This is a genomic window from Sedimentibacter saalensis (genome assembly GCF_007830175.1).
Taxonomy (GTDB): domain Bacteria; phylum Bacillota; class Clostridia; order Tissierellales; family Sedimentibacteraceae; genus Sedimentibacter; species Sedimentibacter saalensis.
In genome coordinates this window covers 601,708-617,289 of the sequence record NZ_VLKH01000001.1, presented here as the reverse complement: position 1 = coordinate 617,289, position 15,582 = coordinate 601,708, and the positions used below count along the sequence as shown (strand labels likewise).

Below are 15,582 nucleotides of genomic sequence, written 5' to 3'. Positions count from 1 at the left end.
AGTAACGAGGAGATAAAATGAAAATCCAATACAATTTGCCCTGCAACATAGCTCAGACGCTGAACATCATAGGTGACAAATGGTCTCTTTTGATTCTTCATCAGCTGCTTATTGGACGTGAAACTTATAAGGAGATTCAGGACGGACTTGAGGGAATACCCACAAATTTACTTTCGGAACGCCTTAAATCCATGGAAACTGATGAGCTTATTTTAAGAGAACTATATCAGTCTCATCCTCCAAGGTACAAGTACACACTTACAGATAAAGGATTTGATCTGGTTGATGTTTTTAACAGCCTTATGATGTGGGGAGAAAAACATTTGAATAAATGCTATAAAACAGTGGTTCACAAAAATTGCGGCGGAAAAGTTCAGCACAGATACTATTGCCCTGAGTGCGGCAATTATATTAATTCTGATGAGCTATCCGTTACAAATTCAATAAAGGACAGTGAGGTTAAAAATGGTTGATGTTATCATAATCGGCGCAGGACCAGCAGGACTTTCTGCTGCAGTCAATGCAATGACTAGAGGAAAGACAGTTCGTATTTTCTCAAACAAGGAAAATTATTTGTCAAAGGCAGAAAGAGTTGACAATCACCTTGGTTTTTACAATGTGAGCGGTAAAGAGCTCATGGATAAATTCAAGGAACATGCAGAAGCTATGAACATAAAAGTCGAAGATGGCAAGGTAGTAAACATACTTCCCATGGGTGAAAGTTTTATGGTCAATATAAATGGCGATATAGCCGAAGCAAAAAAAGTTATTTTGTCAATGGGAGTTTCAAAAACGAAAGAAATACCAGGAGAATCAAGACTGCTTGGATCTGGAGTAAGCTACTGTGCAACCTGTGATGGTATGCTTTACAGAAATAAAAATGCAGTAGTTTGGGATCAGTCAAAAGAAGCTTTGGAAGAAGCAAACTATCTGCAGAGCATAGGAGTCAACGTAACATTTGTTTCAAAAAAAGAACGCTCTGAGCATTTAAACAGCAATATAAAATATATCAACGGAACATTGACAGAAGTAATTGGCGAAGATGTTGTAAAATCCGTGAAAGCAGGCGATGTTGTTATTGATACAGATGCAGTGTTCATGCTGAGAGATGCAGTTGCCCCAACAGCTTTAATAGACGGTTTAAAAACAGACGGAAACTTCATAGCTGTTGACAGAAACATGGAAACTAACATTGAAGGTGTTTATGCTGCCGGTGATATAACAGGAAAGCCTCTGCAGCTTTCAAAGGCAGTTAGCGAAGGTTTAATAGCTGCACAACATGCAGCATTACAAATAGATAAAATTAAGGAGAATTAAAATGACAGAAAAAATAACATATGTAAAAAACACAAGCGAGTTTGATGAGCTATTAGCAAAGGAACAATTTGTACTGGTGGATTTCTGGGCTACATGGTGTGCACCGTGCAGAATGATTGCACCTGTAATAGAACAAATAGCAGACAAATATGACGGAAAAGTAACCGTAGCAAAGGTTGATGTTGATGAAAACCAGGAACTATCCATTCGTTATGGTATTCAAAGCATCCCGACTGTCGTACTTTTCAAAAATGGCAAAGTTGAAGCAAAGGAAATAGGTGTTAAGCCACTTTCTTCATTTACAAATATGCTCGACAAGCACACAGCATAAATGCTTTGTAGGGGCGGATCTTGTATCCGCCCGCGGGAGGACAGTAGTCCTCCCCTACATAAGATTCTTTCATAAGAAAGAATCTTTTTTTATCTGTTTAACCATTCATTTTTAAGTAATCCATAAAGATATAAATCATATCTTTCATTGTCTCTCAACACAAATTCCCTGTATGTTCCTTCCTTTACAAAGCCTGCTTTCTGATACAAAGCTATGGCTCGTTCGTTGAATGATAAAACGTTTAGTTGTATCCTGTGAAAGCCCTCATTGTTGAAACCATAGTCCAGCAGAAGCTCTAATGCTTCCCTGCCATACCCTTTTCCCCTTAAGTCGTTTCTTCCAATTCCTATAAACAGAGTTGCAACCTTGTTTTCCTTTATTATGTCGTCATATCCTGCAACGCCTATTATTTGACCGTCTTCCTTAAGCCTTATTGCAAAAATAAATGATCTTTCATTGTTTTCATAATACTTCATATTTTTGTCGACTTCATCTTTTGACTGAGGAACAGGAGGATAATAATCATAAAACTTTAAAAATTCACTGTCATGAAACCATGAATATAAATGTTCCTTATCTTTTTCTTCAATTTTTGATAAAAACAAATTTTCACCCATCATAATACTCCTTTTCATGCAAAAATAATTATTCCAATGATTGTCATAAGTCCTGTAACACCAATGGCAAGTCCACTGGCTGCACCTGTCTCCTCATTAATTTCAACTGCTTTAGATGTTCCCAGAGCATGTGAAGATGACCCAATGCCTATTCCTTTGGCCACATTGCTTTTTATTTTTCCAAACTTCATTACGGCAGGAGCAACTGCTGCCCCTACAATTCCTGTTATTACAACTGATGCAATTGTAATTGCTTCGTTGCCTCCCAGAAGTTTTGTAGACTCCACTGCCATTGGATTTGTAATTGACTTTGACAACAGCGACAATAATATTGTGTTTTCTATTTTAAACAACCGACACAAAATTATTACAGAAGCAAATGATGTTATTATACTAGCAACAACACCACCAGCAATTGGAATAAGGTTTTTCTTAAGTTCATATCTGTTTTTGTAAAGTGGTATTGCAAGAACCACTACAATTGGTCCCAGAGCATTTGAAATTATCTTACCACCCTTGCTGTATTCCGCATATGGTATTTTAAATAAGCTTAAAAATATTCCTATGGAAAGAGCTGCAAATATTATTGGATTTAATGCAGTAATTTTATACTTCTTGTTAATTTTGAATCCGGCAGCAAAAAATATTACAGTAATAATTATGTAAAACAATGATGTCAGTATTTCTTTAATCATTTGTACTTCCTTCCATATGAGATATTAAAATATCAGTTACCTTGCTGGAAACAAACATCACCAGGATACAGGATACCGTCAATATTATCAGTATTTGAACAATGCTGTCAGCAATTAGCTTGTATGATTCCATTAGCCCTGCTATGAGCGGCACAAAGAAAAATCCCATGTATTTCAGCATAAAATTTCCTGTTTCTTCTATAAGGGATAGTTTCATTGCATTTGTGGATAATAATATAAGCAAAATAACCATGCCTATAATATTTCCCGGAATAACAATGAAATCTGATATAAGTCTGCTTATAAAATTTCCGGCAAAATAAATTGCACATATTACGAGAATTTGAAATGCTATTTTTAATACTTTTTTAATCATATTGCCTCCTAATCTTTTTAACATTATAACTGATGTTAATTGAAAAACCAAATATTTTTTAGAATTAGACCTAATAAAAGCACAATATGTATTGATTTTAACAAGTATGTGTTATAAACTATTTAAGTTCGTTTAATTATATATCGGGAGGCATCATGAATCAGCAAAAGTATAGTCTTACAACAACCATTGCAATGATAGTTGGGATAGTAATAGGTTCTGGAATATTTTTCAAGAGCGACAACGTATTGATTTTCACACAAGGAAATATATTTCTTGGAATTTTAGTCTTCATTATAGCTGCTTTCAGCATTATTTTCGGAAGTCTGTCCATTTCAGAGCTTGCATCACGCACAGATGAAGCAGGGGGCATAATTAATTACTCAGAAAAGTACTGGAATAAAAAAACAGCCTGCGCTTATGGATGGTTTCAGACATTTATTTATTATCCAACCATAATATGCGTTGTAGCCTGGGTATGCGGAATTTATATAACAATGCTTTTTGGGTATAAATCAACCCTTGAAGTTCAAGTATTCATTGGTACTTTGGTCATTACATCATTGTACTTCATAAACATATTTTCCTATAGACTGGGGGGATACATTCAAAATGCATCAACTGTAATAAAATTGATCCCTCTTGCACTGATTGCAGCTGCAGGTATTTTTTTAGGAGATCCGCTGCCGGTTCTAAGCAGCAATTTTAGTTCAGCTTCCTCTGCAGGACTTGGATGGATTGCAGCAGTAGGTCCCATTGCATTTTCATTCGACGGATGGATAATTGCAACTTCAATAGGTCATGAAATAAAAAACAGCAAAAGAAATCTTCCTCTTGCATTGATTATTTCACCTATTATAATTCTTTGTGTATACATTTTGTACTTTGTTGGAATATCAGCTTTCATGGGTGCAGATACTGTAATGAAAATGGGAGACTCACACGTTAATGAAGCTGCCATAAGGCTTTTTGGTTCTCTGGGAGCCAGAATGATATTGACATTTGTAGTAATATCAGTGCTGGGAACGGTCAATGGTGTGATTATTGGAATTATGAGACTTCCTTATTCCCTGGCAATCAGAAACATGTTTCCATCCAGCGAAAAATTTGTCAAGATTTCAGATAAATACAGCATTCCATTAAACTCGGGAATATTATCATATTTTATTTGTATATTCTGGATGCTGGCACATTACATTACCCAGAAGTTCAACATACTTCCAAATTCTGATGTTTCAGAAATATCAATAGTTATAAACTATATAGGCTTTATTTTAATGTATGTAGCAGTTATAAAATTAAAAATAAACGGAGAAATAAAAAGCAGCGTTAAAGGCTACCTCTTTCCTCTCCTGGCAATTGCAGGTTCGTTGTTCATTCTATACGGAGGAATGCAAAATCCCCTGTTCATATACTATGCAGCATTCTGCGCAGCTGTAATCATAGCTTCATTGTTTTATTACAATAGTATAAAATAAAAAATACAAGTTATCCTTGTGAGACAATTGACAATAAAACAATATTCCTATCCTATTAATTACAAATTTATTAAACTCTGTAGGGGAGGGTCTCGTGCCCTCCCGTAGATATTTTTTGTATTAATAACATCGGGCGGACACAAGGTCCGCCCCTACAATTTGTTGCAAATTAGGTTTCAGTTTAATTTATTATCTTAAAGGAACTATTTCTGTCCAGTATCCGTCAGGATCTGTTATGAAATAAATTCCCATTGATTCATTGACATATTCTATACATCCCATTTTTTCATGTTTCTTGAAGGACTCTTCATAGTTATCTACAGTCACTGCCAGGTGAAATTCTTCATCTCCCAGGTCATATGATTCAACGCGGTCTCTCATCCATGTGAGCTCCAATGTAAAATCAGAAATGCCGTCTCCCATATAAACAAGGATAAAACTGCCATCACTTGCTTCTTTTCTTCTGACTTCCTTTAATCCCAATGCTTCCTCATAAAATTTAATGCTTTTGTTCAAATCAAGTACATTGAAATTGAAATGGTTAAATTTAAATTTCATATATTCCTCGCTATCTATTGTTATTGATTTTCTTCAGTTGTATTGTTTTCTGTTTGAACGGAATCTGAATTTTCTGAATTTATTTCAACTGTTCCTTCTGTTCCTTCATTGTTTGTATTATTGCCTGCAGTTCCATTAATTACAAAGTTAAGCTGATTCAACAGTCTTTCAAGCTCTTGGAGTTTCTCTCCATACAGTGCCCATTGTCCGTTTTTAGATGCTTCACTGGCTTCAATAAACACTTTGTTAGCCTGTTCAATTAAATCATTTACATTTGTATCATCATATTGATTGTCTGGTGTCTCAGGTTTATCCTCAATAATTCCAAACAGTCTTTCAATTGCTTCTTCCAGCGTTGGTTCCATAAGTATTTTTTCTCCAAATGAAACAACAACCATCTTCATTTCAGGGAAGTTGCTTTCAGTGTCGGATTTCAAATAAATAGGTTCAACATAAAACAGTGAATCTTCTATTGGAACAACAAGAGTATTTCCTCTTAAAACCGTTGAACCAACCTGGCTCCACAATGTGAGCTGAGAAGATATAACCGTATCCTGATCTATTTTTGTTTCAATCATGTTAGGTCCGGCAATAGTCTTGGTCTTGGGAAACTCGTACAGCACAAGTTCTCCGTAGTTTTCTCCGTCATTTCTGGCAGCAAGAAGTGATATCATGTTGTCCTTGTTTTGAGGAGTGTACTGTGTTGTAAGTAAAAACTCAACATTTTCCTCATCAGGAAGTTTGAACATGAGGTAGCTTGAACCAACTGTTTCTTCGCCGTTATCCATGTATTTTTCATTTGCAATGTCCCAGTAATCTTCTCTTCCGAAGAATACCGTAGGATTTTCAATGTGATAAAGTCTGTACATGTCGGATTGGACATCAAAATATACCTGTGAATACCTTACGTGACTTCTTATTCCTTCCGGCATTTCGCTTATTGGCTTGAACAAATCCGTAAATATTTTTTCGTAAGTGTTTATTATAGGGTCGCTTTCATCAGTTACGTAAAAATCAGTTGAACCATCATAAGCATCTACAACAACTTTAACTGAGTTTCTTATGTAGTTGGTATTCCATCCTTCAGCAAACAAATCAGTTGGCTGTGAGTATGGGAACCTGTTGCTTGCTGTAAATCCTTCAATTATCCAATACAGCTTTCCATCATCCTGATTCACAACAATATATGCATCAGGATCATAATATATAAAAGGAGCAATTTCAGAAACTCTCTCTATTATGTTTCTGTACATAATAATTCTGCTGTCAGAATCTATGTTGTTTGAAATTAAAAGTCTGTAGCTTGCTTCTCTCAGACTGAACAACAGTCTGTTCATAAAGTTAAGCTTTATACCCGCAGTACCTTCATAAATGGCTTCCATGTTGTCAGAACCTGAAGGGTAGTCAAATTCTTTTTCATCTGTGTTGACAATTATGTAATCATCTGTTTTTTCACCAAAATAAATTTCAGGTCTATTTATGTTAAAATCAGTATTTGTAGTAGGAGGTATGTTTTTTACAACCATTTCAGGCTGTCCCTGTGCAGTTACCTTGTTTACGGGAGAAAGTGTAACCCCATAACCATGTGTATATTTCAAATATTGATTCAGCCAAGTCTTTGCCTGTTCATTAAGTTTGTTCTGATCAAGCTCCCTTGCTGAAAGGAATACCTGAGTATACTTACCGTCTATTACATATCTGTCCACATCCACATCATTGAAAACATAGTATGGCCTTATACCCTGCAGCTGGTTGTAAACCTGAATAAGTGGCTCCTGGTCGTTTATTCTTATATTTTCTATTACTTCCTGGTTGTTTTGTATATTTTCTATTGTGAGATTATTGTTCGCCGGAAAATCTATTGATTTCACATTGTCAAGGCCATATGCTTTCTGAGTGCTTTCTATGCTGTATTCCATAAATTCTCTCTCTTTAGAAAGCTGGTCAGGTTCAACAATAAAATTTTCCACTCCTATTGCCAGAGCTGTTCCTGCAACAGATATGGCAATTAATGCTGCCGGTGCTGCAAGAGCAAACTTTAGATTTCTTCGTTTTGCTCCAATAAAAAATGTTATTGCTGAAACAAGGCATCCTGCAGCCAATATTCTGTACAAATTCAATGTTACGTGGACATCAGTATACCCTGCTCCAAAAACTTTTCCAAGCTGTGAATAAAGCAAATCGTAGCTTTTTAAAATAAATCTTAATCCAAGGAATATGAAAACAAACACTCCTATTAAGGCAAGCTGATTTATTATTTTAACTGCAAATTTTTTGTTCATTATGGAACTTAAATCAAGCTGGTTTGGAAATTGAGTTATGTTTTCAAACTGTTCTGAAACATTTTTTATACTGTCCTTTATGGCCAGATAACCGTAAAACAACACAGTTACAACTATGAGCATGAACAATATGTTTATTATGAAATCAACAAGTGTATTTATGAGGGGCAGCTTGAATATGTAAAAGCCCATGTCGTTGTTGAAAATAGGATCAGCATATCCAAATGTACCTCCGTTTATAAACTGCAGAATTTCAAACCACATTGTAGATACAATGTTTGCAGTTATAATGAAGCTTATGACAGCAGAAATCAATCTTATCCACAATCTAGCCTTTTTGTTGGATTGTGTATCCACAACATCAGACTCCTGGTCATATTTCTTTTTAAGCTTATTTATGTAAATATTCAAAAGAAACCATAGCAATACGAAAATTGGAACACCTATGGTTATTTGTGCTTTTATTTTTGTTAAAAATGTTTCTGTATATCCAACTTCATTAAACCACAAAAAATCCGTGGAAAATTTTATGGCACTGCCGAAGGAATTGACTGCAAAAAATAAAATAATACCAATTCCAATAATAAAAAATCTTCCTTTTTGTTTCATTTTTCCTCCTTGAAAAATTAATTTATTTCCATTTTACAATAATAAATACTATTTATTGAACTCTATTCTTAATTTTTCCAAAGATTTTTTTTCTATTCTGGAAACAGTCATTTGAGATATATTTAATTCTTTTGCAATTTCACTTTGAGTTTTGTTAGAATAAAATCTTCTTATTATTATTTTTCTTTCAAGATCATTTAATTTTTCCATGGATTTCTTGATAAAATCTTCGTTTTCAATTTTAACAAAGTACTTATCATCAGAACCCACTACATCCATCAGCGATATATCATTGTCATCGTTGCTTGAATCAAATTTTTCATCCAGAGACTGTGAATTAAACATCTTTCCGGCTTCAAATGCTTCAAGCACCTCTTCTTCAGAGCTGTTAATATATTCGGCGATTTCTTTGATTGTAGGAGCACGGTTTAACTGGCTTGCCAAAAGGTTGTTGTAATCATTGACTTTCTTTGATACTTCTTGAATTTTCCTTGGTACCTTAATTGCCCATCCCTTGTCCCTGAAATATTTTTTTATTTCACCAAGGATTGTGGGAGTTGCAAAACTTGTAAATTCAAATCCCTTTGAAATGTCAAATCTTTCAATGGCATAAATCAAGCCCATGCATGCTATTTGATAAATATCATCATGTTCTATTCCCTTGTTGCTGTATTTTCTTGATATTATTTCTGCCATGTACCTGTATTTATCAAAAATTTGATTTCTGACTTCAACATCGTGTGTTTCATGGTATAAAACAAATAAATCATGATTTTTTATGCTTTTGGAATTTTGACTAATTTCGCTCATATTATCTTCGCCTATTCGCAAATTAAATTCTTTTCAAATATAATTTTTTTATTTTCTAGATCAAAATTGTAATTATCAGCTAGGCTTTCAATGATCATAATGCACATTTCACTGTTTGCCTTGTTTTTTTCATCTATTTTACCATCGTTCAGGTCTGAAACTTCAACAATCAGCCTTTTTTCCTCAACCTGGTACTCAATGCTTAAAGGTTTATTGTTTTCTTCAATGTTGCTTATGAAAAATGTGCATACTTCTGAAATAATAACCTTCAAATCTTCAATATCGTCAATGTTGAAACCGTTCAAATTTGACAATGCAGATGTCGTAAGTCTTATGGTGCTCATATATTCAGATTTTTTTGGGATATTTAAGTTAATCTTGTCCATTTTTCACCCCTGAATATCGAATACTTTGCTTAAGCCTGTTATGTCAAACAGCTTGTAAATATTCGGCTTCAAGTTCAATATTTTTATATTCAAACTGTTTTCCTGCATTTTCTTGTAAATGCTCATGAGAATACCAAGACCTGTGCTGTCAATGTACTCTAATTTCTCACCGTTAATTACCATGTTGAGCTTTTTGTTTTCAATAAGCTCAAACACTTTATTTTTAAGGTCGGGAGAAGTATATATGTCTACTTCTCCTATTGGTTTCACTTCCAAATTATTTTCTGAAGTTATGCTGTATTGTATTTCTAAAGACATAATATACCCTCCGATTTATTCTTCATCTTCTTCTACAATGTCATCCTCAGAGAATATTTTTGCAATTGAAGCAACTTTATCTTCTCCGTTGAGTCTCATTGCAATAACTCCTTGAGCATCTCTGCCCATTATGGAAATTCCTGATGAATGCATTCTTATTATAGAACCGTTTGTGCTTAGAATCATCAAGTCATCTTCTTTTTCAACAATCAATGAACCAACTATTAAACCGGTTTTTTCATTGATGCTGTGTGCTCTCATACCCTTACCGCCCCTGTTCTGGCATCTGAATTCCTCAGACAGGGTAATTTTAGCATATCCATTTTCGGTAACAGTGAGTATATATTTGTTTTCATCGCTTTCTTTGATGATGCTCATTGATACAAGCTCATCATCTTCTGATGTAGTTATGGCTTTAACACCCATTGTGTTTCTACCTGTTTCTCTTACATCATTTTCACTGAATCTTATACCTTTTCCATTTTTAGTAACTACAAATATGTCCTTTGTACCATCAGTCTTGTTTACACTTATGAGTTCATCATCATCTGCTATTTTAATTGCAACAAGGCCCGTCTTCCTTGATGTATCAAATTCCTTGAGCTTTGTCTTTTTGATTATACCTTTTTTTGTTGCAAGAATCAAAAATTCATTTTCATTATCGAAACTTCTGATTGGAATTATTGCTCTTATCTGTTCATCCGTGTCTATGTGAATGAGGTTGATGGCAGCTGTTCCCTTTGCCTGACGCCTTGCTTCCGGTACTTCATAAGCCTTTATTCTGTACATTTTTCCTTTGTTTGTAAGGAAAAGCAAGTAATCGTGCGTTGAAGTTATGAATAAATCCTTCACGAAGTCTTCTTCTCTGGTTGTCAGGGCTGTAACTCCCTTGCCTCCCCTGTTTTGTGCTTTGTACGTATCTTCCGGCAGTCTTTTTATATAACCGAAGTTAGTCAATGTAATGGCTACATTTTCTTCTTCAATCAAATCTTCAAAATTTATTTCTCCTTCGTCGGCAATGATTTCTGTTCTTCTTTCATCGTTGTAATTGTTTTTGATTTCAAGAAGTTCCTCTTTTACTATGTTATCAACCAGGTGCATGTTGGCAAGTATTTCTTTGAATTTTGCTATCATCTGCATCAATTCTTCATATTCTTGACTTAATTTTTCTCTTTCCAGACCTTGCAAACGTCTTAATCTCATGTCTACAATTGCCCTTGCCTGGATATCAGACAATGTGAACGCAGCCATAAGTCTTTGTTCTGCATCATCGTATGAAGCTCTTATTATTCTGATAACTTCATCGATGTTGTCTATGGCCTTTATTAAACCTTCAACAATGTGTGCTCTTGCTTCAGCCTTTTCCAAATCGTACTTTGTTCTTCTTACAATTATTTCTCTTTGATGAAGGACATAGTAATGAATCATTTCCTTAAGGTTTAAAACCTTAGGCTCATTGTTTACAAGTGCAATCATTATGATGCTGAAATTATCCTGAAGCTGTGTATGTTTATACAAATTGTTAAGAACAATGTTTGGATTGAAATCTCTTTTGATTTCAATTACTATTCTCATTCCTGTCCTGTCGCTTTCATCTCTTAAGTCAGAAATACCGTCAATTCTTTTATCCTTTACAAGTTCAGCAATTTTTTCTATTAATCTTGCCTTGTTCACCACATATGGAATTTCTGATACAATTATGCGGCTTTTGTTGTTTTTTGCTTCTTCAATTTCAACCTTTGATTTTACTCTTACCATACCTCTTCCTGTAAGGTATGCTTCTTTTATGTTTTCCTTGCCTTCAATTATTGCTCCTGTTGGAAAATCAGGGCCCTTGATGTACTTCATGAGTCCCAGTACATCTATTTCAGGATCATCAATATATGCAATGATTCCGTTTATTACTTCCCCAAGGTTATGAGGAGGTATTGAGCTAGCCATACCAACGGCTATACCTGATGAACCGTTTACAAGAAGGTTTGGAAAACGGCTTGGCAATACAACAGGTTCTTTCAATGTTTCATCAAAGTTAGGTCTGAAGTCAACTGTGTCTTTGTTGAAATCTCTCAAAAGCTCCAGTGCCATCTTTGACATTCTTGCTTCTGTGTAACGCATTGCTGCAGCTCCGTCTCCATCAACAGAACCAAAGTTTCCATGTCCGTCTATGAGCGGGTAACGCATGGAAAAACTTTGTGCAAGTCTTACCATTGCATCATATACTGCAGTATCTCCGTGAGGATGGTACTTACCGAGAACATCTCCGACAATACGTGCACTTTTTTTGTGCGGTTTGTCAGGAGTAAGTCCAAGTTCATTAGCTGAATAAAGAATTCTTCTGTGAACAGGTTTGAGACCGTCTCTGACATCCGGCAGTGCTCTTGACACTATAACTGTCATTGCATAGTCCAGATAAGACTTTCTCATTTCCTGGGTAATATTCGTCTCTATAATTTTACTGTTATTTTCAATTTCACTCATTTGTATCCTCCAACAGCCTATATATCTAAATTCTTAACATATCTGGCATTTTCTTCTATAAATTCTCTTCTTGGGGCAACTTTGTCTCCCATGAGAATATTGAATGTTTCATCAGCTTCCATGGCATCATCTTCATTTACCCTCAAAAGAATTCTTTGGGCAGGATTCATAGTTGTTTCCCAAAGCTGTTCAGGATCCATTTCTCCAAGACCTTTGTATCTTTGTATTTCATACTTGTTGTCTCTTCCTATTTCCTCAAGAACTTTGTTCAGTTCTGAATCGCTGTAGACATATTGCTCAAATTTTCCTTTTTTAACTCTGTACAAAGGAGGCTGGGCTGCATAGACGTGGCCTTGCGTAATCAATTCCTTCATGTACCTGTAGAAAAATGTCAGCAAGAGCGTACGAATGTGAGCACCGTCAACATCGGCATCTGTCATGATTATTATTTTGTGATATCTTAATTTAGATATATCAAAATCTTCACCTATTCCGCATCCAAATGCAGTTATCATATTTTTAATTTCTTCAGAACTCAATATTCTGTCAATTCTTGACTTTTCAACATTAAGTATTTTTCCTCTCAAAGGAAGTATGGCCTGAATTCTTCTATCTCTTCCTTCCTTGGCGCTTCCACCTGCTGAATTACCCTCAACTATGCATATTTCGCAAAGTGCTGGATCCTTTTCAGAACAATCAGCGAGCTTTCCAGGAAGTGCCATTCCTTCAAGAGCTCCTTTTCTTCTTACAAGGTCTCTTGCTTTTCTTGCAGCATCTCTTGCTCTTGCAGATCTCAATGATTTTTCTACAATAGCCTTAGCAGTCTTTGGATTTTCTTCACAGTAGATGCTCAAAGCCTCTCCCGAAATATTGTCTACTATTCCTCTAACTTCGCTGTTTCCAAGCTTTGTCTTTGTCTGTCCTTCAAACTGAGGATTTGGAATTTTTATTGAAAGTATGGCAGTTATTCCTTCTCTGATGTCTTCCCCTGTTATTGCAACATCATTTTCTTTCAACAAGTTGTATTTTTTTGCATAATCATTTATAACACGTGTGAGGGCAGTTTTGAAACCAACAAGGTGGCTTCCTCCTTCAATGGTGTTTATGTTGTTAACGAAAGAAAAAATATTTTCATTGTATGAATCTGTGTATTGAAGTGATAGTTCAACCATCACCTTTTCCCTTTTGCCTTCCGTGTAGATTATGTCTTCATGGAGAGGTTCTTTTTTATTGTTCAGGTAATGGACAAATTCCTTAATTCCACCTTCATAGTGGAAAAAATCCTTGACTCCGTCTCTTTTGTCTTCTAACGAAATTTTTATTCCCTTGTTCAAAAATGCAAGCTCACGCATGCGGTGCTTCAATATGGTATAATTAAATTCAATAGTTTCAAAAATTGTGGAATCAGGTAAAAATGTTATGGTTGTTCCTGTACTGTCAGTGTCACACACATATTCAACCTCTGATTTTGCAATTCCTCTTTCAAAATTTTGCCTGTATCTTTTTCCGTCCCAGTTGACTTCGGCTATGAGGTAATCAGACAATGCATTAACGCATGAAACACCAACACCGTGAAGTCCTCCTGATACCTTGTATGCGTCGTTGTCGAATTTACCTCCCGCATGCAACACAGTAAGAACAGTTTCCAATGTTGATTTTCCAGTTTTTTTGTTTTTTTCTATTGGAATTCCTCTTCCGTTGTCAACTACAACAACTGAATTGTCTGTATTTATGGTGACATGAATTGTATCGCAAAATCCAGCCAGTGCTTCATCTATGCTGTTGTCAACTACTTCATAAACCAGCTGATGAAGTCCTCTTTCTCCAGTAGATCCAATATACATTCCCGGTCTTTTCCTTACAGGTTCCAACCCTTCCAGCACTTGAATCTGATCTGCACCATAATGATTGTAATTTTTATCTGCCATTTATTTAAACTCCTCTAATTTGTAATATTGCCAATTTTTCCTTCGTTTATATAAAAAATTTTCTTGTTGTAAAATTTGGTCAACTCTTTTAAATCATGGTCATCTGTTGTTGTAATGACAGTCTGTATCCCTTTTATGTAGTTCATGAGATACCCTTTTCTTTTGTTGTCAAGCTCTGACAACACATCATCCAACAACAAAATCGGATATTCTCCTGTTTCTTCTTTTATAATTTCTATTTCAGCAAGCTTTATTGAAAGAATTGCTGAACGCTGCTGACCCTGTGAACCAAAATACTTGCATTCATTTCCGTCAATTTTAATTACTATGTCATCTTTGTGAGGTCCATACAAAGTTGTTCCCCTCATTATTTCATTTTTTATGTTGTTGTTTACTTTTTCATGAAATGACTTTTTTATGATTTCATTGTCCAAGTATTCAGATCTGCCTATGTTGCAGCAGTAGCTCATTTCAAATTTTTCTTTTTTACCGGAAATATCTGCATAAATATCCGCTGCATAATGTTTTAACTTTTCAATATATTCATTTCTTAAAAATATTATGTCTGAACCTGTATTAACCAGGTAATCATTCCAAATATTTATAATATCCTTATTTTGTGGATTTGTATAGTAATTTTTTAAAATTATATTTCTTTCAGTCACAACTTTTTTGTATTTATTAAGCAAATACTTATATTTAGGCTTAATTTGAGAAATGTCAATATTTATGAATTTTCTTCTTTCAACAGGACTTCCCTTTATAATTCTCATATCGTCAGGAGTAAAAATAACATTGTTCAATATTCCTATCATTTCCGAAGTTTTATCCAGCTTTACTCCGTTTATGTGGACTGTCTTCCTTTTGTTTTTCTCCAAAAGAAGGTCGATTTTCATGTTATAGTTATTTTTTATAAGAGAAATTTCTACAGAACTTTTATTTTCACTGAAATTGATCAATTCATTTTCACTGTTTAATCTGAACGTCCTTCCTATTGAAGAAAGGTAAATAGACTCCATTAGATTTGTCTTTCCCTGGCCGTTGTCTCCTATGAAAATGTTCAGAGAGTTGTTGAGTTCAATTTCTGCATCCTTGAAATTTCTGTAATTCTTTATTTTTAACTTATTTATTATCATTTTTCCTCTGTTGAAATGATATACTCTTCACCGTTAAATTCAACGATGTCCCCTTCTCTCAACTTCTTTCCTCTTTGAAGTTCAACTTCGCCGTTAACTTTTACAAGTCCGTCAAGAATTACATTTTTTGCCATACCGCCGCCTTCTACTGCATTGACAAATTTCAAAAGCTGGTCAAGTTTTATATATTCTGTGCTAATATAAATATTTTCCATTTTGCACCTCATTTTTAAAATAATTTATTTTTGTAAATGACCATAATA

16 protein-coding genes are annotated in these 15,582 nt (G+C 34.8%); 4 read left to right on the top strand and 12 right to left on the bottom strand.

The features are described 5' to 3' along the window. Nucleotides 1-17 precede the first annotated feature (17 nt). Genes LY60_RS02840 through trxA form a run of 3 tightly spaced genes read left to right on the top strand, consistent with a single transcriptional unit; the run spans nt 18 to nt 1,648 of the window. Complete coding sequence (locus tag LY60_RS02840; RefSeq protein ID WP_145079666.1) at nt 18-473, top strand: winged helix-turn-helix transcriptional regulator; 456 nt, start codon at nt 18-20, stop codon at nt 471-473. After that, a complete protein-coding gene (locus tag LY60_RS02835) occupies nt 466-1,317 on the top strand; it encodes an NAD(P)/FAD-dependent oxidoreductase (protein ID WP_145079663.1) in 852 nt (283 codons plus the stop codon). Before LY60_RS02840 ends, LY60_RS02835 begins: the two co-directional genes overlap by 8 nt. 1 nt (nt 1,318) lies before the next feature. Continuing rightward, nucleotides 1,319-1,648: a thioredoxin gene (trxA, locus tag LY60_RS02830; protein WP_145079660.1), complete on the top strand. Its 330-nt coding sequence runs from the start codon at nt 1,319-1,321 to the stop codon at nt 1,646-1,648. An 89-nt stretch (nt 1,649-1,737) separates the two neighbouring features. Here trxA and LY60_RS02825 read toward each other — a convergent pair whose 3' ends face one another. The 3 genes from LY60_RS02825 to LY60_RS02815 are packed head-to-tail and all read right to left on the bottom strand — an operon-like array spanning nt 1,738 to nt 3,336. Then, nucleotides 1,738-2,265, bottom strand: coding sequence for a GNAT family N-acetyltransferase (locus LY60_RS02825; RefSeq protein ID WP_212633442.1), 528 nt, complete (start codon nt 2,263-2,265; stop codon nt 1,738-1,740). Between the two features lie 14 nt (nt 2,266-2,279). Then, nucleotides 2,280-2,960, bottom strand: coding sequence for an LrgB family protein (locus tag LY60_RS02820; protein ID WP_145079652.1), 681 nt, complete (start codon nt 2,958-2,960; stop codon nt 2,280-2,282). Continuing rightward, a complete protein-coding gene (locus LY60_RS02815; protein WP_170226084.1) occupies nt 2,953-3,336 on the bottom strand; it encodes a CidA/LrgA family protein in 384 nt (127 codons plus the stop codon). The genes LY60_RS02820 and LY60_RS02815 overlap by 8 nt, the downstream gene beginning before the upstream one ends. A gap of 155 nt (nt 3,337-3,491) precedes the next feature. On the opposite strand from LY60_RS02815, the gene LY60_RS02810 reads away from it, so the two are divergent. Continuing rightward, a complete protein-coding gene (locus tag LY60_RS02810) occupies nt 3,492-4,814 on the top strand; it encodes an APC family permease (RefSeq protein WP_145079645.1) in 1,323 nt (440 codons plus the stop codon). A 189-nt stretch (nt 4,815-5,003) separates the two neighbouring features. On the opposite strand, the gene LY60_RS02805 is transcribed toward LY60_RS02810, so the two are convergent. Genes LY60_RS02805 through LY60_RS02765 form a run of 9 tightly spaced genes read right to left on the bottom strand, consistent with a single transcriptional unit; the run spans nt 5,004 to nt 15,534 of the window. Then, on the bottom strand, nt 5,004-5,372 hold the full coding sequence (locus tag LY60_RS02805; protein ID WP_145079642.1) for a VOC family protein: 369 nt from the start codon (nt 5,370-5,372) through the stop codon (nt 5,004-5,006). Nucleotides 5,373-5,392: 20 nt separating this feature from the next. Next, complete coding sequence (locus LY60_RS02800) at nt 5,393-8,263, bottom strand: UPF0182 family membrane protein (protein WP_145079639.1); 2,871 nt, start codon at nt 8,261-8,263, stop codon at nt 5,393-5,395. A gap of 48 nt (nt 8,264-8,311) precedes the next feature. Beyond that, nucleotides 8,312-9,073: a SigB/SigF/SigG family RNA polymerase sigma factor gene (locus tag LY60_RS02795; RefSeq protein WP_145079636.1), complete on the bottom strand. Its 762-nt coding sequence runs from the start codon at nt 9,071-9,073 to the stop codon at nt 8,312-8,314. An 11-nt stretch (nt 9,074-9,084) separates the two neighbouring features. After that, nucleotides 9,085-9,459: an ATP-binding protein gene (locus LY60_RS02790; protein WP_145079633.1), complete on the bottom strand. Its 375-nt coding sequence runs from the start codon at nt 9,457-9,459 to the stop codon at nt 9,085-9,087. A 3-nt stretch (nt 9,460-9,462) separates the two neighbouring features. Continuing rightward, complete coding sequence (locus tag LY60_RS02785; protein ID WP_019228804.1) at nt 9,463-9,777, bottom strand: STAS domain-containing protein; 315 nt, start codon at nt 9,775-9,777, stop codon at nt 9,463-9,465. Between the two features lie 15 nt (nt 9,778-9,792). After that, nucleotides 9,793-12,255 (bottom strand): DNA gyrase subunit A, encoded by a 2,463-nt coding sequence (gyrA, locus tag LY60_RS02780; protein ID WP_145079631.1) that lies wholly within the window; start codon nt 12,253-12,255, stop codon nt 9,793-9,795. Nucleotides 12,256-12,272: 17 nt separating this feature from the next. After that, a complete protein-coding gene (gene gyrB, locus LY60_RS02775) occupies nt 12,273-14,183 on the bottom strand; it encodes a DNA topoisomerase (ATP-hydrolyzing) subunit B (protein ID WP_145079628.1) in 1,911 nt (636 codons plus the stop codon). 14 nt (nt 14,184-14,197) lie between these two features. After that, on the bottom strand, nt 14,198-15,319 hold the full coding sequence (gene recF, locus LY60_RS02770) for a DNA replication/repair protein RecF (RefSeq protein ID WP_145079625.1): 1,122 nt from the start codon (nt 15,317-15,319) through the stop codon (nt 14,198-14,200). Then, nucleotides 15,316-15,534 (bottom strand): RNA-binding S4 domain-containing protein, encoded by a 219-nt coding sequence (locus LY60_RS02765; RefSeq protein ID WP_019228799.1) that lies wholly within the window; start codon nt 15,532-15,534, stop codon nt 15,316-15,318. The genes recF and LY60_RS02765 overlap by 4 nt, the downstream gene beginning before the upstream one ends. Between the last annotated feature and the right edge of the window lie 48 nt (nt 15,535-15,582).

What these genes read in the sequence shown, in the direction of transcription:
- LY60_RS02840 (WP_145079666.1), top strand. Translation starts at nt 18, where the DNA reads ATGAAAATCCAATACAATTTGCCCTGCAACATAGCTCAGACGCTGAAC.
- gyrB (WP_145079628.1), bottom strand. Translation starts at nt 14,183, where the DNA reads ATGGCAGATAAAAATTACAATCATTATGGTGCAGATCAGATTCAAGTG.
- LY60_RS02790 (WP_145079633.1), bottom strand. Translation starts at nt 9,459, where the DNA reads ATGGACAAGATTAACTTAAATATCCCAAAAAAATCTGAATATATGAGC.
- LY60_RS02835 (WP_145079663.1), top strand. Translation starts at nt 466, where the DNA reads ATGGTTGATGTTATCATAATCGGCGCAGGACCAGCAGGACTTTCTGCT.
- LY60_RS02815 (WP_170226084.1), bottom strand. Translation starts at nt 3,336, where the DNA reads ATGATTAAAAAAGTATTAAAAATAGCATTTCAAATTCTCGTAATATGT.
- LY60_RS02820 (WP_145079652.1), bottom strand. Translation starts at nt 2,960, where the DNA reads ATGATTAAAGAAATACTGACATCATTGTTTTACATAATTATTACTGTA.
- LY60_RS02825 (WP_212633442.1), bottom strand. Translation starts at nt 2,265, where the DNA reads ATGGGTGAAAATTTGTTTTTATCAAAAATTGAAGAAAAAGATAAGGAA.
- LY60_RS02765 (WP_019228799.1), bottom strand. Translation starts at nt 15,534, where the DNA reads ATGGAAAATATTTATATTAGCACAGAATATATAAAACTTGACCAGCTT.
- LY60_RS02795 (WP_145079636.1), bottom strand. Translation starts at nt 9,073, where the DNA reads ATGAGCGAAATTAGTCAAAATTCCAAAAGCATAAAAAATCATGATTTA.
- LY60_RS02800 (WP_145079639.1), bottom strand. Translation starts at nt 8,263, where the DNA reads ATGAAACAAAAAGGAAGATTTTTTATTATTGGAATTGGTATTATTTTA.
- LY60_RS02810 (WP_145079645.1), top strand. Translation starts at nt 3,492, where the DNA reads ATGAATCAGCAAAAGTATAGTCTTACAACAACCATTGCAATGATAGTT.
- LY60_RS02785 (WP_019228804.1), bottom strand. Translation starts at nt 9,777, where the DNA reads ATGTCTTTAGAAATACAATACAGCATAACTTCAGAAAATAATTTGGAA.
- trxA (WP_145079660.1), top strand. Translation starts at nt 1,319, where the DNA reads ATGACAGAAAAAATAACATATGTAAAAAACACAAGCGAGTTTGATGAG.
- LY60_RS02805 (WP_145079642.1), bottom strand. Translation starts at nt 5,372, where the DNA reads ATGAAATTTAAATTTAACCATTTCAATTTCAATGTACTTGATTTGAAC.
- recF (WP_145079625.1), bottom strand. Translation starts at nt 15,319, where the DNA reads ATGATAATAAATAAGTTAAAAATAAAGAATTACAGAAATTTCAAGGAT.
- gyrA (WP_145079631.1), bottom strand. Translation starts at nt 12,255, where the DNA reads ATGAGTGAAATTGAAAATAACAGTAAAATTATAGAGACGAATATTACC.